Consider the following 23,712-nt stretch of genomic DNA (forward strand, 5'->3'; position numbering starts at 1 on the left):
GTTAAGAAATATCTTGACGGATTCTGCTCAATGATTCGGGCGTAATGCCGAGAAAAGAAGCGATATAAATTAAAGGTGTTCGCTGAATTATTTTGGCTGGAGCCGATGCTAAAAAAGTTTGATATTTTTCTTTGGCTGGAATCATTTGTAATTTTAAAACTCTGTCTGCCATGCAGAGGTAATTCTGTTCTGCTAAAATTCTTCCGACACGTTCCCAATTTGGGATTTCGTTATACAAAAACTGCATTTTTTCGAAAGTAATCGAAAGGACTTCGCAATCTTCAATGCATTGAATATTTTCAAAAGAAACAGATTGATTTATAAAACTGGAATACGAAGCAATAAAACCTTCATCACAGCTTAAATAAGTGGTAATTTCTTTTCCGTCTTTGAGATAATAAACTCTTGCTAAACCTTCAACAATAAAGAAAATCTTATTGCTGATTTTTCCCATTGACGAAAGGGATTCTTTGGCATTGAACTTTTCATATTTAAAACAAGAAGTAATTGCCTCTATTTCATTTTCAGAAAAAGAGGCAATTGCTAAGATTTGTTTTTGTAATAAAGAATATGTTGATTTCATTTACGCTTAAACGTAATTGATTATTATTCTATATTTATTTTTTCAATTGCCCATTCTTTGGCTAAACCTGCCCCGGTTGCTTTTACAATTACAAATAAATTATTTCCAGCAGAATTACTAAATACAAAATAGGGTTCTGCATCGTAAAATACTTTATTCGATTCACTTTTTGATACAAGAAACTGCTCTAGCGGAATCTTGCTTTTAAAGCTAAGATTGGAGTCATTATAAACATAAATATTAGGAAGTTTCTTTTGATTCCAATTATCATCAGCTACAAGTAATAGATAGAGATTGTTTTTTACTGATGAATGATCTAACCATTGAATAGGTGTGTATGGGTTCGTTTCAGTAGTGATTGTGCCGTTGTATAACATATCCTGACTTCTAAGTTCAGAAGTTTTAAAAACGGTTTTTCCTCTCGTAAATATTCTATTTCCATCTTCAGAAAACCATAGGTTTCCGTTCATAATATAATCTCCATGATAGGGAGAATCGTAGCTGTATTCTGCATTTCCATTTTGAATGTCATATTTCTCTATATCCATTGGTGATAAGTTATTTTCTGCTCCATAAATATATTTACCTGAAGGGTGTAATCGCGCTTTATTTCCTTCGTAAATTCTTTCACCAATGTGTTCGTATTCATTATCGTTTGTCAAACTTAAATTTATGGATCTTATAAAGGTCGATTGACCTTTGGCAGGGAAAACATATGCCCATTTATTGTTTCCAAGTACAATATCATTTGCGTAACAAGATACTGGAGATGTTTTTATAATAGTTTTGTTGATTAGATTGATATAAGAAATATATCGATCATGTCCGGTTACTGCGGTTTTTCCATCAGGAGATATTGAGACACATGTTGGGGCATATGGTAAAGTTATACTTTCAATTGAACCTGTATTTGCTGATAAAATATTTACAGCAGAAGGACTTGCGGAGACATATACAAGCTGATTGGTAACTTTAGAAAATTCTGCATCAACAACATCAGAATTTAAAGTTACTTTCTGCTCTACAAAATTGGTTACACTTACAACTATAGAATCTTTTTTATTATTGATATTTAGATATAATTTTGAATATGATTTGCCATTTGGTAAGTTTTGTTTATCAACAGTAACCGTAATTTCATCATGATTTAGTGAAGTTACAGCTCCTTCTTTTTTAGAAAGCGCAACATAGTTTTTTGAACTTGTTATGGTATAATTTAAAGCTGTTTCTCCTTGATTTTCAATATTAAGGACAAGTTTGTTATTGAAAATAGTAAAATTTAATGTGTCTGGTACTGAATAATTTGCTTCTTTGTTTTTTTCGTTTGAATCATTATTAGAACATCCAACAATGGTTGACAATATTATTAATGATAAAATAATTTTTTTCATAATTTTTAATAGTGTTTTAGAACTATAGTATAATGGAAATAATTAAGAGGTTTTAATTAAAAGAAATAGTGATTAGTTAATATTGATTTTTTGAATTGCCCATTCATTAACCAAATCAGAATCAAGTGCCTTTGTTATTACAAATAGATTTTTTCCAGTTGAGTTGCTAAAAGCAAAATAAGGCATAGCATCAAAAGTTTCTACATTGTTTCTTCCCGTTTGATTGAAATATTTTTCCAATTCAAGTTTATTTACATAACTAAGATCTGCATCGTTAAAAACATAAATGCTATTCGATTTAATTAAATTCCATTGATCGCCACTTGAAAAGATTACATATAATTTTCCTTTTAAAGAAGAATGATCAAGCCAATCAATCTTATAATTATTTTCTGAAGGAATTCTGCCATTATATACCCCATCTAAACTATTAAGTTCAGAGGTTTTTAAAACACTTCTTTCTCTAGTAAAAAGTCTATCGCCGTTTTCTGAAAACCATATGCTTGGAATAGTGTAGTTTTCTTCTTCAAAGTTAGATTCGTATCTATCATCGATATCTCCATTTTTAATTGTTAGACGTTGAACTTGCCCTCTTGATAGTGGACTTTGCATGTAAATATAATTACCTGAAGGATGTAACCTTCCTTTAGCTCCAGCGTGTAATTGATTGTATATACTTATGGGCATTTCATAATTATATTCCAAATTCATGTTAACACTTTTTATGTATGTCCATTGATCTTTTTCTGGAAAAACATACGCCCATCTATTTTTTCCAAGAACAATATCAAGTGCAGAGCAAGAAATGTTGTAGGTTTGGATTATGGATGGATTTTTTAAATTAACATGTGTGATGTGGCCATCATGACCTACAACAGCTGTATTGCCATCTTGCGAAATAGAAATACATGTTGGGGCATAAGCCAATGAAATTTTTTGAAATGTTTCGGTGTTGGAGTTAAAAATGTTTACTTGAGAAGGATTTGATGAGATAAAGACTAATTGATCTGTCTTTTTGGAATATTCAGCATCTATAACATTCGTTTTTAATATTATTTTTTCTTCTTTATTTTTTGGAGAATCGTTGTCGTTTTCACAACTATAAATTGTAAACAAAAGTATAGCTGCTAATAATATTTTTTGCATTTTTTTTGTAAGTTTTGCCCTGTTTTTGGAGGCAAATATATACAAGTCTTTTGTAAATAACTATAGAATTGCAATTAATTCAGAGGCATTATTAATAACCGCTTTTGCGCCACTGTTTTTCAATTCATCTTCGGTTCTGTAGCCCCAAGTAACGCCAACAGGAAACATATTAGCGTTTACTGCCGTTTTCATATCAATATCAGAATCGCCTACGAAAAGGATTTCTTCTGGTTTTAAATTCCATTTTTTACTGATTTCAATCGCTTCAAACGGATTTGGTTTTTTAAGTTCTTCTGTGCTTAAACCAATAGCTGTGTCAAAGTGATTTGGAAATATTTCTGATGCTATTTTCTTCGTTAATTCGTCGGCTTTGTTAGAGAAAACCGCCATTTTGATGTTTTGTGAAGTAAGGTTTTCTAATAGTTCAACAATTCCATCATAAGGTTTTGTTTTCAGCGTACAGATTTTAGTATATTCATCGACCATACATTCAAAACAACTTTCGATTTCATCATCAGAATTGTTTGTGGCTGGCAATGCTTTGCTTACCAAATTTCGTAAACCACTTCCGATAAAATATTGGTAAGTATCGTAATCATGTGTTGGGTAACTTAGAGCGGTAAGTACTTTGTTCATCGCATCTGAAATGTCATGTAATGAATCTACTAGCGTTCCGTCTAAATCAAAAATAATTCCTTTAAATTTCATTTTGTGTTAAATATTTTGAGCCAGAATAAACCCGCTCGTCCAGGCATTCTGAAAATTAAATCCGCCGGTAATAGCGTCGATGTTTACAATTTCACCAGCAAAATAAAGGTTTTCGTGAATTTTACTTTCCATGGTTTTAAAGTTGATCTCTTTTAAATCGATTCCACCAGCCGTTACAAATTCTTCCTTGAAAGTACTTTTTCCGTTGACTTTAAATTCGGCTTTTGTTAATTGTGAAGTTAGATTCTGCAATTGAATTTTAGATAAATCTGCCCACTTGGTTTCTGTATCAATTCCCGAAGCTAAAACCAAGCTTTCCCATAAACGGTTTGGGAAGTCGAAAGGAGATTTTTTAGAAACGGCTTTTTTAGCGTGTTCTTGTTTTAAATCTTTTAGGATTTTTTCGGCATCTTCAAAATCAACATCATTTAACCAATTCACAAAAATGGTAAACTGATAATTTTTATCGTGCAGAATTCTTGCGCCCCAAGCCGAAAGTTTTAGAATTGCTGGTCCGCTCATTCCCCAATGCGTAATTAACAAAGGTCCTGTTGATTCAAGTTTTGTGTCTTTTACATTTACGGTTACTTGAGCTGCAACGCCTGGCAACTCCTTAATTCGAGAATCTTTAATATTAAAAGTAAATAGGGAAGGAACGGGGCTTACAACAGCGTGACCGTATTCCTGAAGCATTTCCCAGATTTTGGGATTGCTTCCTGTTGCCATAACTAATTTTTCGGCAGCATAATTGTCACTTTGTGTATCAATTTTCCAGTGATTTTCTTTTTTGAAAATCGATTGTACACTTTGACCTGTCAATACTTTTATGCCTAGTTTCTCAGTTGCTTTTAAGAAGCAATCGATAATAGTTTGTGAAGAGTTTGAAACTGGAAACATTCTTCCGTCCTCTTCAATTTTTAGTTCTACGCCATGTTTCTCGAACCATTCAATTGTATCGCCCGAACAAAATTGGTGAAATGGCCCGCGAAGTTCTTTTTCGCCACGAGGATAAAACTTTACTAATTCGTTGGGTTCAAAACAAGCATGTGTAACGTTGCATCGTCCGCCTCCAGAAACGCGAACTTTAGAAAGAACTTCTTTGCCTCTTTCTAAAATGGCGATTTTAAGTTTCGGATTTTTCTCTGCAATATTAATTGCGGTAAAAAAACCAGCTGCGCCCCCCCCAACGATGATTATGTCGAAATTTTTGATCATTTTTTTTTGGTTGCCACTAATTACACGAATTGGCACTAATTTTTTTCTGTCACAGATTATAAAGATTAAAAGGATTTTTTCTTTCGCCACGAATTTCACTAATTTCCACGAATTATTTTTGGATGATAAATTTGTGTCAATTCGTGAAATTCGTGGCAAACAAATCTGTGTTAATCTGTGTAATCTGTGGCTATTTATATTTTGTCTGGATTATCAGAGATAATTCCGTTTACTTGATAACTTTTTACTTTTTGAATGTCTTCTTCTGTGTTTACTGTCCAAGGCAAAACTAGAAATCCTTTTTCCTGCATTTTATGCACATTTTCTTTATTCAATAAATTAAAATCAGGATTTATGGCTTTTGCTTTTATTTTTTCGGCGAAAGCCAAAGCTATATTTATATCTTCTTCTGTTAAAACACCAATCGGAATATTTGGATTTAGATTTGATGTTTCCTCTAACATATTCCAATCGAAACTTGAAACAATGAAATGATTGTAATTCCAATTTTTCTCCGAGATATATTGTTCAATTAAAGAGACAACTTTGTTTGGAGTTCCTAAACCTTTTAATTCGATATTGATCAGGCATTTTTTATCAACCAAATTGAAAACCTCGTTTAAAGTTGGAATTTGATATTTCCCATCAATCAAAAATGATTTTAATTCTGCTAAAGTAAAATCATTTACAAGACCTTTTCCGTTTGTTGTTCTGTCGATGGTTTCGTCATGAATTACTATAATATGTTCGTCAGAGCTTAAGTGAACGTCAAGTTCAATTCCGTCTGAATTTAAGTCTAGGGCTTTTTGAAAAGCTTGTAAAGTATTTTCAGGTTCGTAGGCTTTGGCGCCTCTGTGAGCTATTTTTAGCATTCTACAGTTTTTTTCTTAACCGCAAAGGTCGCAAAGTTTTACGCAAAGCACACAATGATTTGTGAAAATTAAATAGCCACGAATTCACGAATTATTTATTCTTAAAGATTGTGAAAAAATAATTCGTGAATTCGTGGCTAACAAAACTTAGCGTGCTTTGCGGTTAAATTATCTCCAGTAAAACAATATCAAAATCATTGTCGATAATGACTTTACCATCAATAACTTCAACTTCTTGATTTGAATAAGCATCTTTTAGTTTTGTTCCGTTTGGAAAGATGTCACCGATTGGAAGTTCTTTTCTGCCTTTTGGTAAATCTACTCCCATAACAACTTTATCTGTAAAGGAACCTTTAGTAAACGTTCTGGAAAAAGTATAAGGATATGGATTAATCAGTTTGTGAACGCCAGCACCAACTGCAGGATGATTTCGTCTAAACTGACCTAATTTCTGCCAGTGCAAAAGTGTTTTTTGTGTTTCAGGATTGTTCTGGATATCCTCCCAATTCATATTTGAACGTAAAGTGGCATCGCCTTGAGTGCCTTCAACAACCAAAGATCTGGCTGATTCGTCGCCGTAATAAACCTGAGACATTCCTGGAGAAAGTAATAATTTATTGGCGGTTTCGATGCTTTTTGTTCGGTTAGCATCGAAAGGTTGGCCGTCGTCGTGTGAAGACATATAATTAAGAACAGAATATCCTTTTAAGTCATTGTTAAGTGCATTCGAATATTTAGAAAATAAACCTTCGTAATCGTTTTGGGCAGCATTCCATTTAAATTCAAAATTGATCATGCTGTCGAAACCATTTTGGAAATAATTGACTTTTCGATCTCCAAAATCATAATCCTGCCCACCGCTGATTCCGTAACCGTAAACTTCGGCAATGGTGTAAAACGGATTCTGATCTAGAACTTGCATCGGATGATGTTTTTTCCAAGTCTCAAAAGCGTATTCACATTCCTTTTTAAAATCGGCCCAAACATTTTCATCAGTATGTTTTACAGTATCTCCTCTGTAACCATCAATTCCGAATTCTAAAATATAATCTGTAAGCCATTTGATAATGTAATATTTTGGTGTTCTTGGATAATTTGTTCTTTTGAAGAATTCGTCTAATGAAGCGATTTCTTTTTCGTAACGACCTTCTTTTTTCCATTTTTCAATTAAAAAAGGAGGGAGCGCTACTTCCTGAGTACTTTCTGTTCTAACATCTGGAAGATTGTCAACCAAAGTACACATGGTTGTATTTTCGAACGATTTGTAATCGCAGACAACGCCAGTTCTAACCCAATCAGATGGCCAGACAGGATCTTCTGGAGTTACTGGCCCTGTATGATTAATTACACCATCAAGAATGATTCTGATGCCTTTTTCATGTGCTTTTTTTACCAAATTGGCTAAATCTTCTTTGGTTCCGAAGTTTGGATCTAAAGCCGTCCAGTCTTTTGCCCAGTAGCCGTGAAAACCATAACTCAACCCAGTTCCTTCGTCAACACCATCATGAATTTGCTCGACAATCGGCGTAAGCCAAATGGCATTTATTCCTAATTTTTCAAAATAACCTAATTCGATTTTTTTTGTAATTCCGATGATGTCTCCGCCTTCAAATCCGCGAAGTTTTCCGGGAGTTTTAGTTCGGTTAAAATTGATGTCGTTGGAAGTATCTCCGTTGTAAAAACGATCTGTAAGTAAAAAATAAACATTTGCTCCTTCCCAGACGAAAGGTGTTTTCGAAGTATTATTCATTGTAACTGATTTTGAGCCAGAACAACCCGTAATTATGAATACTAAAGATAAAAAAAGGAAAGTGTATTTTTTCATTATTTAGGAATTTTTTAGACATAGATTGTGTTGAAAAAAATAGCCACAGATTACACAGATTAAAATGATTTTTTTCTTTTGCCACGAATTACACGAATCTTCACGAATTAATTTATCATATTTAAATTTGTGAAAATTAGTGAAATTCGTGGCAAACAAATCTGTGCTAATCTTTATAATCTGTGGCAAAAAAAATACTGTGAACTTTGCGTTTCTCTTTGCGAACTTCGCGGTTAAGCTTTATTCCAATTCTAAAACCAAAGCCGATTTTGGTTCTAAAGTAATTTCAGAAGCTAAATCGAATGTTTTTCCTGTTATAACATCTTTACCAGATTTGTAGTTTTTGATGCTTTCTTTAAAACGAGCTGTTTTAACAACCTGTTCTTTTGCATTGTTATTGAAAACTACCATTACGGTTTTAGCATCAGTATATCTGAAATATACATACGTGTTATTTTCTGGAATGTAATGCTTCATTTTTCCAAAATGAACTGCTTCGTTTGATTTTCTCCAGTTGAATAATTTTGAAGAGAAATCAAAATAAGCTGCCTGTTCTGGAGTTCTTCCTTCTTTGGTGAAAGCATTGTTTTTGTCGCCAGCCCATCCGCCTGGAAAATCCTGACGAATATCGGCATCTCCGCCTTTGCCTTTATCACCGCCCATTCCGATTTCTGAACCGTAATAGATTTGCGGAATTCCGCGAACTGTTGCTAACAAAGTCATCGCCAGTTTGTATTTTGGCAAATCATATTTGAACTTTTCGTTCATACGATCTGTATCGTGATTTTCTGCAAAAACTAAGATATTATTGGTATTTGGATATAAAAAATCCATTGCAAAATTGTTGTAGAATTTAATCAATCCGTTATCCCAGTTTGGTTCATTTTCATTGAAAGCAGAAGTAATCTGACTTTGAAGGGTAAAATCCATTACAGATGGAAGATTTGAATTGTAGTTTTCAATTGCACCAATTTTACTGTCTTTTTGCCAAAAAGCTAAATTCGCCTGATTGTGCATCCAGATTTCACCTACAATATTAAAATTAGGATATTCGTCTGTAATAGATTTTGCCCAATTTGCCATCGCAGTTTTATCAGAGTAATTATAAGTATCTACTCTAAATCCGTCAAGGTTAGCAAATTCAATCCACCAAATAGCATTTTGAGTTAGATATTTTGCAACTAATGGATTTCTTAAATTTAAATCTGGCATTGAAGGTACAAACCAACCGTCAACGCAAACTTCCTGATCGATTTTTGAAGCGTGAATGTCTGTAATTACTTCACGTCTGTGATGTGTTTGAGTGTAGTTTTCAAATTGATTAAGCCATGATTTTGTTGGTAAATCTTTAACCATCCAGTGTGTAATTCCCCAGTGATTGGTCACATAATCCATAACCAATTTCATGTTCTTTTTGTGCATTTCTGCCGATAAACGAGCATAATCGTCGTTTGTTCCGTAACGAGGATCAATTTTGTAAACATCAGATTGTCCGTACGTATGATATGAGTGTTGTTTGTCGTTGTCTTCGCACAAAGGAGTGCTCCAGATTGTAGTTGCGCCAAGAGATGAAATATAATCTAGGTTTTTGATAATTCCTTCGATATCTCCGCCGTGACGTCCGCTTGGATCTTGACGGTTTCCTTTTTCAGTTAAAGAAGCGTCGCTGTCGTTTTTCGGATTTCCGTTAGCAAAACGATCCGGCATGATTAGATAAATCAGGTCAGAGGCATCGTAGCTCTTTCTTTCTGCAGAATTGGATCTTCTTTCTTTAAGAGCATATTTTTGAGTAAAAGCGACTTTATTTTTGTTTTTGAAAGAGAAAACCAATTCAGAAGCTTTTACGTCTTTCGTATCGATGGTTACGAAAAGATAGTTTGGATTTTCTGTTTTTTCTACATTTTTGATCGCAACATTATTAGAAACCGAAGTTTCATATTGTGCAATATTTTTTCCGTAGAACATAATCTGCAGTTTTGAATTTTTCATTCCTGCGTACCAAAATGGTGGTTCTACTTTTTGGATTTGCGCTTTCGCGGAAGCGGAAAACAACAAAACCAATAAAATTAATTTATAAATATAGTGGTTTATTTTTAGGTTGTTCATAATAGCTTTTAAGGTTTATTATAAATATTTGAAAGGTTAATTTCGCTAATATTTATAGTGTTCTTTAATTTTTTTGAGATTAACCTCGAAAAAACTGTTAAGACTGTTTTAGTCACAGGGAATTCCAAATAGATCTAAACCATTCACCCAGAATTTCTTTAAGGGTTGATCTTTTTTTACGATATAGATTGTTCTTCCGGGAAATTTACATTTGCTTTTATCAGGATATTTTCCCCAAATAAAATCATCGTTATACGCAAAATAAGCATCTCCAACATTGGCAAATATTTTCGTCTTGATATCGTCTTTATAATCATAATTAATGCTTTTCTTTTCTTCAAATGCCCTTACTTTTTTCTCAATATCAGAATAGTTGTTCTGATAGTTTATTTTTAATAATTGTTTTGAGCAAAAAAGAGGTTTACCGTTTTTAGCGGTGTCAAAATTTTCAATTGGAAAAGCAATAATATTGGTTCGGCATTCATCAAGTCCGCAAACTACGTTGTTTATCGTTACTTTCGAAAATCCCTTTGTACCATAAACGTAATAACTCTCATCGACAATCTTTTTAATCTCACGTTCTAATGTTTTACTTTTGATAAGTTTAAAACTTCCTAACGTATCGTAATATTCAAAGTTTTGGACTTTAGTAGCGTCTTGATCTAAGACGTTATATAAAGAATCTTTTGCATTCACCTGATTGAAAATTTTATCAAATTCAGTTCCGTTACGAGTTTCATCCTCATTCAGATTCACCACAATTGCCGTTGTCGTTTTTGATAAATCATAAACAGAATAAAGTGTTTTGTCTATAGTAATGCTATCTTCGTCAATTTTATTTGTATCAATTTTTGTTAAAGAATCTAATTTTTTATTCTCAACTTTTTCATTTTTTTGATGACATGAAATCAGTGAAAATGCTAAAAGGAAAACTATAATTTTTTTCATTTTTATATTAATTTATTTTTAATAGTAGAATTTCGGTTTTCGAAATTTTGGCAAATTTAACTAAAAAATAAATAAGTAGGTTTTTTCTTGTTTTTTCATGTCGAAGTTCTTAAAAAAGAATTTAAACTATGTAAGAAATGTAAGAACATTTAAAACAAAAACTGGGGAGATTTCTATTTAAATGGACTTACATTTCTTATATGGTTAATTTAAATTATTTGTTTTCGATAATGCTTATTGCATATCCTCCTCCTGGAGCAGAAAACTGAGATAATTTTGATTTGTTTGTTACAGCAATTTTCTTGATGGTATAAGCTTGCGGATTAGTTTTGTAATGCGCATCTTTTGCATCAGCATAAATTGTTGCTGTATACTTTTTACCTTTTTCAAGGAAGCTGAAATCGATGTTAGATGTACGAGGAGTTTCTCCATTTACGTTTCCAACGAACCAGTTGTTTGTTCCTTTTGCTTTACGAGCAACAGTGATAAAATCTCCAGGCTCAGCCTCGATATATTTACTTTCTGACCAATCTACAGCCACATCTTTGATGAACTGGAATGCATCTGGGAAACGGTTGTAGTTTTCTGGAGTATCAGCAGCCATTTGTAATGGGCTGTACATAGTAACATATAATGCCAATTGGTTTGCAATTGTACTGTTTACATGCGATTTGTTGTCAGGATTCATTTTACTGATATCCATTTCGAAGATTCCAGGAGTATAATCCATTGGGCCTCCAATTAAACGTGTAAATGGTAAAACAGTTACGTGATTTGGTTTAGAACCTCCAAAAGCTTGGTATTCTGTTCCTCTTGCTGCTTCGTTTCCAATTAAGTTAGGATACGTTCTTGCAATTCCTGTTGGACGAACTGCTTCGTGAGCGTTTACCATAATTTTATAATCAGCAGCTTTTTCGATAGCGTATTGATAGTGGTTTACAATCCATTGGCTGTAGTGGTTTTCGCCTCTTGGCAAAATATCACCTACATAACCGCTTTTTACAGCATCGTATCCGTTATCGTTCATGAATTTGTAAGCAGCATCCATGTGACGCTCGTAGTTACGAACAGATCCAGAAGTTTCGTGGTGCATGATGATTTTTACACCTTTAGATTTTGCATATTCGTGTAAACCTTTTACATCAAAATCCGGGTAAGGAGTCAAGAAGTCAAAAACATAATCTTTTGAGTGACCGAACCAGTCTTCCCAGCCTTCATTCCATCCTTCAACTAAAACGGCATCGAAACCATTTGCTGCAGCAAAGTCAATGTATTTTTTTACGTTAGCATTGTTTGCACCGTGAGTTCCGTTTGGTTTTGCTTTCGCAAAATCAGTAACGCCTAATTGAACTGTAGGGAAATCGTTAGTGTAAGACCAAGAACTTTTTCCCGTGATCATTTCCCACCAAACACCAACATATTTTACTGGTTTAATCCAAGAAGTATTCTCGATTTTTGATGGATCATTTAAGTTGTAAGTCATTTTTGAAGCTAAGATTTCTCTAGCATCATCGCTCACGATAATCGTTCTCCAAGGAGAGTGATTTGGCGCTTGCATGTGACCTTTGTCTCCTTTTGCATCTGGAGTTAGCCAAGATTCGAAAACTAAGTTTTTATCGTCTAAATTCAAGTGCATACAAGAATAGTCAATTAAAGCTGCTTCGTGTAAGTTGATGTAGATTCCGTCAGCCGTTTTTAACATCAAAGAAGTTTGAACTCCTGTTGGAGAAAAAGATCTTTGAGAAACGTTTGCCGTATATGCTTTTTGAGATAAACCTCTAATTTCAGATAATTTTGATTTTGTATAATCGTATTCCTGAGTGTCATAATCTCCTGGAATCCAGAAAGCAGTATGATCTCCAGTCATGGCAAATTGAGATCTTTCTTCTTTGATTACGAAATAAGTAAGATTCTTTTGTGCTGGAAACTCATATCTGAATCCTAAACCGTCATCAAATAAACGGAAACGGATTACGATTTGTCTGTCTGTTCCTTTTTGATTTAAAGTAACAGCCAATTCATTATAATGATTTCTGATGTGATCAACTTCTCCCCAAACTGGTTTCCAAGTTTCATCAAAAGTTGAAGTTTTCGTATCAATAATTGTAAAGTCGTTCAATAAAGATTTTTTATCATCTTTAAGCTCAAGACCTAGTTTGCTGGTTTTTACAACTTCTTTGTTTTTGTATTTTAAATTGTACGTTGGAGTTCCGTCGTTTTGAAGAGAAAATTCCATTACGAACTTGCCTTCGGGTGATTTTAATTGTTGCGCTTTTGCAACGGAGCTAAACGCAAACAAAATTAAACTTGCGAAAAATAAGTTTTTCATGTTTTTTGATTTTTAGAGTATTGTATTTAATTTATTTGTACAAATTTACTTGCAATTACAGGATTTCCATTTACGATAATTGTTAAATCTTGATCGCCGTCTACAGTAAAAGTTGTTTCGTTGTGATTTACAGCTACTTTTAAAATTTGGTTTCTGAAATTAATTTTAAAAGAGTAACCATTCCATTCTTTCGGAATTTTTGGAGAGAAATGAAGCTGGTCATTTTTAACACGCATTCCTCCAAAGCCTTCTACGATACTCATCCATGTACCAGCCATTGACGTGATATGGCAACCTTCTTCCACTTCTTTATTATAATCGTCCAAATCCAAACGAGAAGTTCTTAAATAAAATGTATATGCCATGTCCATTTTATCTAAAGCTGCTGCTTGAATCGAGTGTACGCAAGGCGAAAGCGAACTTTCGTGAACCGTAAATGATTCATAAAATTCGAAATTTCGTTTTAGTTCTTCTTTCGAAAAATGATCTTCAAAGAAATAAAAACCTTGTAAAACGTCAGCTTGTTTAATGTATGGCGAACGTAAAACGCGATCCCAAGACCATTTTTGGTTAATCGGGCGCTGTGATTTATCTAAATCTTTTACAGGAACTAAATCTTTGTCTAAGAAACCGTCTTGCTGTAAATAGATTCCAAGTTCTTCAGAAATAGGGAAGTACATGTCGTCTGCCACTTTTTTCCATTCCTGAATTTCATTCGCCGAAAGGCTCACTTTTTCTAAAATGCGTTTGTGATCTGCAGGATATTCTGAAGCTACTTTTTCGATTTGTTCAGCAGCAAAATCAATACACCATTTTGCAATATAATTGGTATAGAAATTATTGTTGATGTTATTTTCGTATTCGTTTGGTCCTGTAACTCCAAGGATTACATACTGATTTTTATCTTTTGAGAAAGAAGCTCTCTGGTGCCAAAAACGCGCAATTCCAATTAAAACTTCTAAACCTTTTTCAGGAATATAAGAGTAATCCCCCGTGTAACGGTTGTAATTGTAAATCGCAAAAGCAATTGCTCCATTTCTGTGAATTTCTTCGTGTGTGATTTCCCATTCGTTGTGGCATTCTTCACCATTCATGGTCACCATCGGGTATAAAGCCGCACCGTTTTTGAAACCTAAATTATCTTTGGCGTTTTCAATCGCTTTGTCTAATTGGTTGTAACGATACGTCAATAAATTTCTTGCCACTTGCTGATCTTTTGTCGCCATATAAAACGGAATACAATAAGCTTCAGTGTCCCAATAAGTTGATCCGCCGTATTTTTCTCCAGTGAAACCTTTTGGACCAATATTCAAACGAGAATCTTTTCCTGAATAGGTTTGGTTTAATTGGAAGATATTGAAGCGAATTCCTTGTTGTGCCTTAACATCACCTTCAATTGTAATATCTGACATTTCCCAGATTTTTGCCCAAGCATCAATTTGGTTTTGAAGCAAAGCATCATAACCTAAAGCAACAGCAGATTTGATTACTTTTTCGGCTCCAGCCAAAGTATTTTCGTGGTTTAAAGAAACCGTGTAACCTCCAATTTTTTGAATTGTTGAGGTTTGTCCTTTTGCAATTATAGTTCCATAAGTATATTGAACTTTATCTACAGTTGAATCGATTGTTGATGGTGAAACGTTGATATTTTCTCCGTTTGCCAAAATCGTATTGTGCATGAAAGTGGTAACTTTAAAATGTGTTTTGAACGTTTGAGCCGTTACAAAAGCTTCATTTGTGCCTTTTTTAACTTCAAGCGGTTCCCAGAATTTTTCTTCCCAGTTCGCATCTTCATTTGTTACGCCAGCGTCAACATAAGGTTTGTAAACGATTTTTGCATCTTTGTTTAAAGGCGTAATATCGTATTTAATGATTCCGGCTTCGTCTAAATCTAAAGAAAGAAAACGACGAACATTTACGGCGATTTCAGTTCCGTTTTTAAGAACAGCTTCAAAAGAACGGTTGTACCATCCTTCTTTCATATTCAATTCTCTGCGGAAGTTTCTAACTTCGGTGCAAGTATTTAAATCAAGATTTTCCTCGTTGATTTCGATATCAATTCCTATCCAGTTTGGAGCGTTAAGTACTTTGGCAAAATATTTTGGATAACCGTTTTTCCACCAGCCCACTTTTGTTTTGTCTGGATAGTAAATTCCTGCGATGTAACTTCCCTGGAAAGTTTCTGCAGAGTAAGATTCTTCAAAATTTGCACGCTGTCCCATAGCGCCGTTCCCGATACTAAAAAGACTTTCAGAAGATTTTACTCTCTCTGCATCAAATCCTTCTTCAATAATAGACCAATTGTCTGGTTTTATATAATCTTGGTTCATCTTTTAAATTAGATAATTCGGCAATTTGGTAATTAGATAATTGCCTTGGTTTCTTATTAACTTTTTACATTCATTTGAGAAATTGTTGATTAGAATATTTGTCGATGAGCAACATTATCTCATGGACACATTTTCTAATTATCCAATTAACTCATCAATAAAGCTTGTTTCGATTTGGGTAAAATCTTTAAAAATGTGATCAGCTTCATGTAAAATTGTTTCCTCACCAATTCCCACACTTACCATTTCTGCGATGTTTGCTGCCTGAATTCCGGCAACAGAGTCTTCAAATACAATTGAATTTTTTGGATCAATGTTTAATAATTGAGCCGCTTTTAAGAATACTTCAGGGTCTGGTTTTGCATTGCTGACATCATTTCCGTCAACAATAACATCGAAGTAAGACAGAACGCCTGTTTTTTCTAAAATTGGTCTTGCATTTTTACTGGCAGAACCTAGTGCAATTCCTTGATTTTTATCTTTTAATAGTTTTAGAATTTTTAAAACCCCTGGAAGAACCTCACTTTCATCCATGTCAACTAAATAAGATAGGTAATCTTCATTTTTTTGAATTAACCATTGATCTTTTTGTTCTTGAGTAGCCTGAACATTTCCTAACCCAAGAATAATGTCTAGCGAACGAACGCGGCTAACACCTTTTAGAAGTTCGTTATCTTCATGGGTAAAATTGATATTTAACGATTTGGCAATTTTCTGCCAAGCCAAAAAGTGGTATTTAGCGGTATCAACGATCACTCCGTCAAGATCGAATATGAATGCTTTTTTGCTCATTGTATGGAAAATTCTTTGTTATGATTTTTGAGTAAAGTCGTCTACGTCTTTTACTTTAGAAACTAAAGCAGCAGCAATTAAAAAACTAACCCCGCTTGTAACTAAGGCATAAATTGCGTCTCCGTTGTAAATGTATTTTACAATTGGACCACCAATTAGAGCATTTACAATTTGAGGAATAACAACAAAAAAGTTGAAGATTCCCATGTAAACTCCCATTTTTTTAGGTGTAATAGAACCCGCAAGAATAGCGTATGGCATTGCTAGGATACTCGCCCAAGCAACTCCGATTAAGATCATTGGAAGTACAACCCAGTCTTCATTTGGCATGAAATAAATGGAGATTAATCCAATTCCTCCAATGACTAATGAAAGTGAGTGTGTTGCTTTTCGCCCAATTTTTTTAGCGATATAGGGTAAGAAAAACAAAGCAACGATAGCCGAAACTAAGTTGTAAACACCAAACAGTATTCCGACCCAGTCACCAGCGTCTTGATATTGTTGGCTTGACGTATCTTCTAATGGTAAACCGTAAATGTGGTGTGCGATTGCCGGAGTGGTAAAAACCCACATTCCGAATAATCCGAACCAAGAGAAAAACTGCACCCAGCTTAACTGACGCATTGTAACAGGCATTTTTGCAAAATCGGTAAAGATGTCTGTGATTTTTGATTTTTCTTCGGAATCAGAAATTGCATCATTTTGTGGATCTTCAAATTTTGCTAATTCTTCTGGCGAATATTCTTTTGTTGTGAATAACGTAACTAAGATTGAGCCAATTAAAACCGCCGCTCCGATAATAAAAGACAACGTTAGATTTAACGGAACGCTTCCAGGAACTGTGCTGTTTGGCACGCCAAAATATTTCGTAAGAATGTATGGCAATGCAGAACCAATTACGGCTCCAAAACCAATTAATGAAGTCTGAATACTAAATCCTGCAGTACGCTGGTCTGTTCTTAAATTGTCTCCAACAAGTGCTCTGAAAGGTTCCATTGCAATGTTGAAAGAAGCGTCCATAATCATTAACATTCCAGCTCCAACCCATAAGGCAGGTAAAACAGAAATGAAAATATTAGCCTGCGGCATTAGAATTAATCCTACCGAAGCTAAAACGGCTCCCACTAAAAAGAAAGGTTTTCGTCTGCCGAATCTTCCCCAGGTTTTGTCGCTATAATGACCAATGATAGGCTGAACTATTAATCCCATTAGAGGAGCAATAATCCAGAACCACGAAAGTTCATGTACATCAGCACCAAAAATTTGAAGAATTCTGCTGGCATTTGCATTCTGAAGTGCAAACCCCATTTGGATTCCTAAGAATCCGAAACTCATGTTCCAGATTTCCCAGAAACTTAATTTACGCTTTTCCATTATCGTAATTTGTGAAAATTATACGATAAGCGCTTTGCTTATCAAAACTTTGTTCCTTTCGAAGTAAAACTAAAAGCCTTGACGGGCGTAAAATTATAAATTATTTTTTTATATATGCTAATAAAAAAGCCATAAATATTTTTTATGGCTCTAGAAAATATTGATTTTAAGTATTTTAGTCAGTAGATTCTCTTTTTATAAGATGAGTTTCTATAACTTCGGTGATGTAATTTTCATTGTGTTCTTCATCGTCATCTTCTTCGGCTTCTATCCTTTCTATAAGCATTTTAGCAGCTTTATTTCCCATTTTTTCGCCACTTTGGCTTACAGTTGTAATACTTGGAGTTGAGTATTTTGAAATAATTCCATCGGTAAAAGCAATTACTGCTAAATCTTCAGGAACTTTTAATCCCATTTTATTTGCGGTTTTGATAATTGTTACTGCAAAAAGCTCATTTACAGCAAAAACAGCATCGAAAGCTCTGGCGTGCAGAAGCTCAGAAATAGTTATTTCGCAAGTATCTACATCTTCAATCTTTATGATTAGATCTTCATTAAAGGGTAGTCCATTATCTAGTAACGCTTTTTCGTAACCGTCAGTTCGCAGTTTTCCAACGCTTACATAATCTACAGTTGTAACTAAAGCAATTTTTTTACGTCCGCTGTCAATTAAACTCTGAACCGCTTCATACGCTGCAGATTTATCATCAATAATTACTTTATCGCATAAAATGTCGTTGGTAACGCGGTCAAACATGACTACGGGCATTCCTTGATTGATAACTTCTGTAATGTGATGGAAGTCGCCTTTATACTGTGTTTCTTTAGAAAGAGACATGATAAAGCCGTCGATGCTTCCGTTGGCCAGCATCTCCATATTTAGCACTTCTTTATCAAAAGAATCATCAGATACACAGATGACAACACTATAGCCATATTCGTTCGCAACCTGTTCAATTCCGTTGATTACAGTAGAGAAAAAGTAGTGTACAATTTCGGGAATAATGATGCCGATACTCTTCGTTTTTCGGTTTTTTAAACTAAGGGCAATATTGTTTGGTTTATAGTTATAAAACTTTGCAAAAGCCTGAACTTTTAGGCGTGTTTCTTCTCCAATTTCAAGACTGTTTCTGAGTGATTTTGAGACAGTTGAAATGGATACATCAAGTTCCTTTGCAATCTGTTTGAGGGTTATTTTACGTTTCATGGAGTTAATCGAAAAAAATCTAATTAATAATAAAGGTGTATAATATTTTTGGTATTTGCAATTTTAACACTGAAAGATTACAAAAAATAGAAAGTTTTCAACACTACCACGTTTTCGTAAAGCAATAAAAAGTGCCTGCTGTCGAGCATGTTAATAAATTCATAATTTTGAAATTCGAAGTAAAATTAAAAACTTAACTAACATTCAAAAACTCAAAACTAATTTAAACAAAAAGTATGAAAACAATTTACAAAAAGTTGTTATTTTTATTCCTATTGTTGCCTTTTACAGTGTTGGCTCAGAACACTTTAAAAGGGACTGTTGTTGATAAAACGACAGGTCAGCCAATACCAGGGGTAAATGTAAATGTACAAGGTGCTCCAAATGGCGCATCAACTGGATTTGATGGAAATTACCAGCTATCAAATGTTAAAAATGGTAACAAAATTGTTGTTTCTTTTATTGGTTACAAAACAGAAACAATTGAGTACACAGGTCAAAAAACACTTAACGTTACTTTAGAAGAAGACACCAATCAGCTTAAAGAAGTTGTGGTGCAAGTTGGTTACGGGACTGTGAAGAAAAAAGACGCAACAGGATCTGTTTCTCAAATTGCTGCAAAAGACTTTAATAAAGGAATTAACGTAACTCCTGAGACATTAATCAGCGGACGTATTGCTGGTGTAAATGTAGTTGGAGGTGGAGCTCCAGGAGCAAAAGCAGATATTAGAATTCGTGGAGGATCTTCATTAAGTGCTTCTAATGAGCCATTAATTGTTATTGACGGACTTCCAATGAGTAATTCAGTTCCTGATGGAGCAACAAGTGTTTTGTCTACAATTGATCCTAATGATATTGAATCTTTCACTGTTCTTAAAGATGCGTCTGCAGCGGCAATTTATGGTTCTCGTGCAGCAAATGGTGTAATTGTTATTACAACTAAAAAAGGTACAAAAAGTGGTGTAAAAGTCAACTTTAGCTCTCAAGTTGGTATCAATACTGTTGCTAATACTGTTGACGTTTTAAGTGCAGATCAATATCGTGCTTTGGTAAATGAAAAAGGTACTGCAGCTCAAAAAGCTTTGTTAGGTACAGCAAATACTGATTGGCAGGATGAAATTTTCCATACTGCTTTAACAACAAACAATAATATTTCTGTAAGCGGCTCTTTATTCAACAAATTACCAGCACGTTTATCTGTTGGAAATGTTGATAATCCTGGAATTTTAAGAAACACTTCTTTTGAAAGAACTACGACATCGTTATCGTTGAATCCAGTTCTTTTTGACAATCACTTAAAAATTGACATTACTGGAAATTTAGCTTTTGGAAAAAATCAATTCCAAAATGAAGGAGCAGTAATTAGTAGTGCTATTATATTTGATCCAACTCAGCCAGTTTACGAAGCAGGTTCTCGTTATGGAGGATACTTCGAATGGTTGGAACCAAACGGAAATGTACCATTATTGCCAGCAAGAAACCCTGTGGCAAGATTAAATCAAGAAGATAGAAGAGCAACTTCTACAAGAAAATGGGGTAATATTAGATTAGATTATAAATTCCATTTCTTCGAAGACTTAAGAATCGTTGCAGAAGCAGGTATCGATGCATTTGATAGTGATGGTTACAATGCAATCAGTACTGAGAGTATTTTAGGATATCAGCCTACTACATTTGATAAAGGCAACTGGACTAATCTAGGAGGATACACGCATTATACAGATCACCGTCAGAATAAAAACTTAAATACTTACTTTAATTATACTAAAGATTTAGGAAAGTTTAAGATTGATGCTACTGCAGGATACAACTATCAGTTGTTCCAGCGTGAGGGATATAATTCAGGAGACATTAAGCAGCCGAATCCACCTGCGGATGTTACTACAGATCCAGACGTTAACTTGCAATCGTATTTTGGACGTTTGAATTTAGGATACGACAGTAGGTATTTATTAACTGTAAACTATAGAAGAGACGGAACTTCTCGTTTCTCTAAAGAAAACAGATGGGGTAATTTTGCGGGAGGAGCTTTTGCATGGAATATGGCAGAAGAAGCTTTCTTAAAAGATAATGAGACTTTGTCTAGTTTGAAATTAAGAGTAGGTTACGGTACTACAGGACAACAAGATATTCCGCCTGCATACGATTACTTACGTCGTGTGACTTTAGGAACACTTAATACGCAATATGTTTTTAACGGAGTTATTTACAGAGCTGCAAGACCTGAAGGATATAATGAAGATATAAAATGGGAAGATCTTGCAGAGATGAACCTAGGGGTTGATTTTGGATTTTTTAACGAAAGATTGACAGGTTCTGTTAACTATTTTGACAAAAAATCAAGCGATTTATTAGCAAATATTCCTGTGCCAGATGGTGCAAATATTAGAAACCAGGGTTATAGTAATATTGGTAGCGTTAGAACAAAAGGGGTTGAGTTCAGCCTTCAGTCTGACATTATTAAAAATGATAAATTAACATGGAATGTTGCTGTTAATGCAACTTACATTGATCAGAAAATTTCTGATTTAGGAAATACAATTCCTGGATTCCAAGGATATTTGACAGGAGATAACATTGCTGGAGGAACTGGAAACCAAGTTTTAATTCATTCAGAAGGATTTGCGCCAAATTCATTCTTTGTATTCGAACAATTATATGATGCAAACAAAAGACCAATTCAAGGTGCTTATGCAGATAGAAATGGCGATGGGGTTATTACAGATGCTGACCGTTATAAATTCCATAAGCCAACAGCAGATTACACTTTTGGATTGTACTCCACTTTAAATTACAAAAATTTCGATTTTTCAATGAACTGGAGAGCTAGTTTAGGAAATTATATTTTCGATAACGTGAGTTCAGATAAAGGATATTTAGAAGCAGGATTAAGAAGACAAACTGATTTAGCTAATATAACTACAGATTATTTTAATACTGGTTTTACTACTGAAAGTAACTCTAATGGAACACAGCGTAATTATTCTAATTACTTCGTAAAAGACGCTTCTTTCATTAAGTTGGATAACATTGTATTAGGATACACTTTTAATAAAACGTTATTAAAAGCAGCATCACTAAGATTTACAGCGGGAGTTCAAAATGTTTTTGTTCTTACAAAATACAATGGTTTGGATCCTGAAAAATTCAACGGAATAGACAATAACGTTTACCCTAGAGCAAGAACATTCTTGTTTGGAGTTAATGCAAATTTCTAATAGTACATTGAAAAATAAAATTTTAAAAATCAATAAAATGAAAATATCATTTAAATATATATCTTATTTTCTCCTATTAATTTTAGGATTAAATATGACACTTACTTCGTGTACGAACGATTTGGATGTGAAGCCAACAGATGATGATGAGTTTCTTTCTGATGACTTTTTTAAAGATCCGACATCTTACAAACAAGTATTGGCAAAATTATATGCTGGTCTATATGTAGGAGGAAATGATGGTGATGGACAAGCTGATATTTCAGGTCTTGGAGGTGATTTTAGTAGTTATTTACGTTTGCTTTTTGTTACTCAAGAATTCCCTACTGATGAAGCTATTATTGCTTGGTCTGATGACGGTTTACCAGCAATAAATGGACAAAAATGGAGTCCAAGCAACCAGTTTTTATATGGAGTTTTCTCAAGAGCATTTTATGAAATTAGTGTTGCTAACGAGTTTCTGAGACAAACAACAGACGAAAAACTAACGGAGCGTGGTGTTGATGCGGCAAAGAAAGCAGAAGTTGAGAGATTTAGAGCAGAAGTTCGTTTCTTAAGAGCATTTTCATATTATAATTTAATGGATTTGTTCGGAAATGTGCCAATCACTACTGAAAAAGACCCTGTTGGTTTCTTTTATCCAGAACAAAAAACTAGAGCGGAAGTTTTTGCTTATGTAGAGTCAGAGTTAAAAGATATTGATAAAACATTGGCTCCTTCTGGATCTAATGAATATGGAAGAGTTGATAAAACTGCAGCTAAATTTTTATTAGCACAGATTTATTTAAATTCTAAAGTTTATACAGGAACAGAAAGATATACTGAAGCAGCTACAGTTTGTAATGATATCATAACAGGTTCTGCTTATACTTTTGCAGATGTACCTTATCGTTATTTATTCTCTGCAAATAATGACAGAAATGGAGCGCAAAAAGAAGTTATATTTCCAGTTGTTAGTGATGGTAATGCTATTAGAGCAGTAGGAGGAGGTATGAGTTTTATTATTCATGCAGCTATTGGTGGTAGTTTGCCAGGTGCTAGTTTAGGAATGAATGGAGGTTGGTCAGGAACAAGAGCAAGACCAGAATTTGTTCGATTATTTCCTGACGTAACGGCAACTTCTGACCACAGAGGTACTTTTTATACTGATGGACAAACTTTAGATATTGCTGATTTTGGGGTTTTTACTAATGGTTACGCGGTTACAAAATTTACCAATATTAATTCTGATGGTACAGCAGCTCAAAGAGAGGATGTTCCTGATACAGATTTCCCAATGTTTAGATTGTCAGATGTGTATTTAATGTATGCTGAAGCAACACTTAGAGGAGCATCAACAGGTAATATTGCAACAGCATTAGGATATGTAAATAAAATTAGAGCGAGAGCTAGTGCGGGTATTATTACAACTACAGATTTAACTTTAGATTTTCTTTTAGATGAGAGAGCTCGCGAATTGTTTTGGGAGTGTCATAGAAGAACAGATTTGATCCGTTTTGGTAAATTCACAGGATCATCTAAAATCTGGCAATGGAAAGGTGGCGTAAAAAATGGTAGTGGTACAGACTTATTCAGAGATTTGATGCCTATTCCGTCGCGAGCTATTCAAGCTAACCCAACTTTAAAACAAAATCCAGGATACTAACTAACCTTTATAAAAAAATAAAC

General features: G+C 34.1%; 16 protein-coding genes. 2 read left to right on the forward strand and 14 right to left on the reverse strand.

Going from position 1 to position 23,712, the window contains the following annotated elements; translation table 11 throughout:
• Position 1: 1 nt before the first annotated feature.
• From PQ463_RS19865 to PQ463_RS19930, 14 genes are all read right to left on the reverse strand, one after another.
• The gene (locus tag PQ463_RS19865; protein WP_274255163.1) at positions 2-583 is read right to left on the reverse strand and encodes a Crp/Fnr family transcriptional regulator; all 582 of its coding nucleotides are present in this window, start codon (positions 581-583) and stop codon (positions 2-4) included.
• 23 nt (positions 584-606) lie between these two features.
• Positions 607-1,974, reverse strand: a complete 1,368-nt coding sequence (locus tag PQ463_RS19870) for a YncE family protein (RefSeq protein WP_274255164.1) — start codon at positions 1,972-1,974, stop codon at positions 607-609.
• Between the two features lie 72 nt (positions 1,975-2,046).
• Positions 2,047-3,120, reverse strand: a complete 1,074-nt coding sequence (locus tag PQ463_RS19875; RefSeq protein ID WP_274255165.1) for a hypothetical protein — start codon at positions 3,118-3,120, stop codon at positions 2,047-2,049.
• Between the two features lie 60 nt (positions 3,121-3,180).
• Positions 3,181-3,828 carry an HAD family hydrolase gene (locus PQ463_RS19880; RefSeq protein WP_274255166.1) on the reverse strand — a complete coding sequence of 216 codons (648 nt, stop codon included), beginning with the start codon at positions 3,826-3,828 and terminating at the stop codon, positions 3,181-3,183.
• A 6-nt stretch (positions 3,829-3,834) separates the two neighbouring features.
• Positions 3,835-5,043 (reverse strand): BaiN/RdsA family NAD(P)/FAD-dependent oxidoreductase, encoded by a 1,209-nt coding sequence (locus tag PQ463_RS19885; RefSeq protein ID WP_274255168.1) that lies wholly within the window; start codon positions 5,041-5,043, stop codon positions 3,835-3,837.
• 194 nt (positions 5,044-5,237) lie between these two features.
• Positions 5,238-5,915 (reverse strand): glycerophosphodiester phosphodiesterase, encoded by a 678-nt coding sequence (locus PQ463_RS19890; RefSeq protein WP_274255170.1) that lies wholly within the window; start codon positions 5,913-5,915, stop codon positions 5,238-5,240.
• Positions 5,916-6,078: 163 nt separating this feature from the next.
• Positions 6,079-7,740 (reverse strand): alpha-amylase family glycosyl hydrolase, encoded by a 1,662-nt coding sequence (locus PQ463_RS19895; protein ID WP_274255171.1) that lies wholly within the window; start codon positions 7,738-7,740, stop codon positions 6,079-6,081.
• A gap of 240 nt (positions 7,741-7,980) precedes the next feature.
• Positions 7,981-9,846 (reverse strand): glycoside hydrolase family 13 protein, encoded by a 1,866-nt coding sequence (locus PQ463_RS19900; protein WP_274255172.1) that lies wholly within the window; start codon positions 9,844-9,846, stop codon positions 7,981-7,983.
• 108 nt (positions 9,847-9,954) lie between these two features.
• Positions 9,955-10,794, reverse strand: coding sequence for a hypothetical protein (locus PQ463_RS19905; protein WP_274255173.1), 840 nt, complete (start codon positions 10,792-10,794; stop codon positions 9,955-9,957).
• 214 nt (positions 10,795-11,008) lie between these two features.
• On the reverse strand, positions 11,009-13,123 hold the full coding sequence (locus tag PQ463_RS19910; RefSeq protein ID WP_274255174.1) for a glycoside hydrolase family 97 protein: 2,115 nt from the start codon (positions 13,121-13,123) through the stop codon (positions 11,009-11,011).
• A 26-nt stretch (positions 13,124-13,149) separates the two neighbouring features.
• Entirely contained in the window at positions 13,150-15,453 is a 2,304-nt protein-coding gene (mdxK, locus tag PQ463_RS19915) for a maltose phosphorylase MdxK (protein ID WP_274255175.1), read from the reverse strand.
• 138 nt (positions 15,454-15,591) lie between these two features.
• A complete protein-coding gene (gene pgmB, locus PQ463_RS19920) occupies positions 15,592-16,245 on the reverse strand; it encodes a beta-phosphoglucomutase (protein WP_274255176.1) in 654 nt (217 codons plus the stop codon).
• Between the two features lie 18 nt (positions 16,246-16,263).
• On the reverse strand, positions 16,264-17,619 hold the full coding sequence (locus PQ463_RS19925) for an MFS transporter (protein ID WP_274255177.1): 1,356 nt from the start codon (positions 17,617-17,619) through the stop codon (positions 16,264-16,266).
• Between the two features lie 175 nt (positions 17,620-17,794).
• Positions 17,795-18,826 (reverse strand): LacI family DNA-binding transcriptional regulator, encoded by a 1,032-nt coding sequence (locus PQ463_RS19930; RefSeq protein ID WP_274255178.1) that lies wholly within the window; start codon positions 18,824-18,826, stop codon positions 17,795-17,797.
• A gap of 236 nt (positions 18,827-19,062) precedes the next feature.
• Between PQ463_RS19930 and PQ463_RS19935 the strand changes: the two genes are divergently transcribed.
• Positions 19,063-22,044, forward strand: coding sequence for a SusC/RagA family TonB-linked outer membrane protein (locus PQ463_RS19935; protein ID WP_274255179.1), 2,982 nt, complete (start codon positions 19,063-19,065; stop codon positions 22,042-22,044).
• A gap of 37 nt (positions 22,045-22,081) precedes the next feature.
• The gene (locus PQ463_RS19940; protein ID WP_274255180.1) at positions 22,082-23,689 is read left to right on the forward strand and encodes a RagB/SusD family nutrient uptake outer membrane protein; all 1,608 of its coding nucleotides are present in this window, start codon (positions 22,082-22,084) and stop codon (positions 23,687-23,689) included.
• Positions 23,690-23,712: the final 23 nt, after the last annotated feature.

This window comes from Flavobacterium sp. KACC 22763, from assembly GCF_028736155.1.
GTDB lineage: Bacteria > Bacteroidota > Bacteroidia > Flavobacteriales > Flavobacteriaceae > Flavobacterium.

Coding starts and splice junctions, on each gene's coding strand:
- PQ463_RS19865 (WP_274255163.1), bottom strand. CDS start 583: ATGAAATCAACATATTCTTTATTACAAAAACAAATCTTAGCAATTGCC.
- PQ463_RS19870 (WP_274255164.1), bottom strand. CDS start 1,974: ATGAAAAAAATTATTTTATCATTAATAATATTGTCAACCATTGTTGGA.
- PQ463_RS19875 (WP_274255165.1), bottom strand. CDS start 3,120: ATGCAAAAAATATTATTAGCAGCTATACTTTTGTTTACAATTTATAGT.
- PQ463_RS19880 (WP_274255166.1), bottom strand. CDS start 3,828: ATGAAATTTAAAGGAATTATTTTTGATTTAGACGGAACGCTAGTAGAT.
- PQ463_RS19885 (WP_274255168.1), bottom strand. CDS start 5,043: ATGATCAAAAATTTCGACATAATCATCGTTGGGGGGGGCGCAGCTGGT.
- PQ463_RS19890 (WP_274255170.1), bottom strand. CDS start 5,915: ATGCTAAAAATAGCTCACAGAGGCGCCAAAGCCTACGAACCTGAAAAT.
- PQ463_RS19895 (WP_274255171.1), bottom strand. CDS start 7,740: ATGAAAAAATACACTTTCCTTTTTTTATCTTTAGTATTCATAATTACG.
- PQ463_RS19900 (WP_274255172.1), bottom strand. CDS start 9,846: ATGAACAACCTAAAAATAAACCACTATATTTATAAATTAATTTTATTG.
- PQ463_RS19905 (WP_274255173.1), bottom strand. CDS start 10,794: ATGAAAAAAATTATAGTTTTCCTTTTAGCATTTTCACTGATTTCATGT.
- PQ463_RS19910 (WP_274255174.1), bottom strand. CDS start 13,123: ATGAAAAACTTATTTTTCGCAAGTTTAATTTTGTTTGCGTTTAGCTCC.
- mdxK (WP_274255175.1), bottom strand. CDS start 15,453: ATGAACCAAGATTATATAAAACCAGACAATTGGTCTATTATTGAAGAA.
- pgmB (WP_274255176.1), bottom strand. CDS start 16,245: ATGAGCAAAAAAGCATTCATATTCGATCTTGACGGAGTGATCGTTGAT.
- PQ463_RS19925 (WP_274255177.1), bottom strand. CDS start 17,619: ATGGAAAAGCGTAAATTAAGTTTCTGGGAAATCTGGAACATGAGTTTC.
- PQ463_RS19930 (WP_274255178.1), bottom strand. CDS start 18,826: ATGAAACGTAAAATAACCCTCAAACAGATTGCAAAGGAACTTGATGTA.
- PQ463_RS19935 (WP_274255179.1), top strand. CDS start 19,063: ATGAAAACAATTTACAAAAAGTTGTTATTTTTATTCCTATTGTTGCCT.
- PQ463_RS19940 (WP_274255180.1), top strand. CDS start 22,082: ATGAAAATATCATTTAAATATATATCTTATTTTCTCCTATTAATTTTA.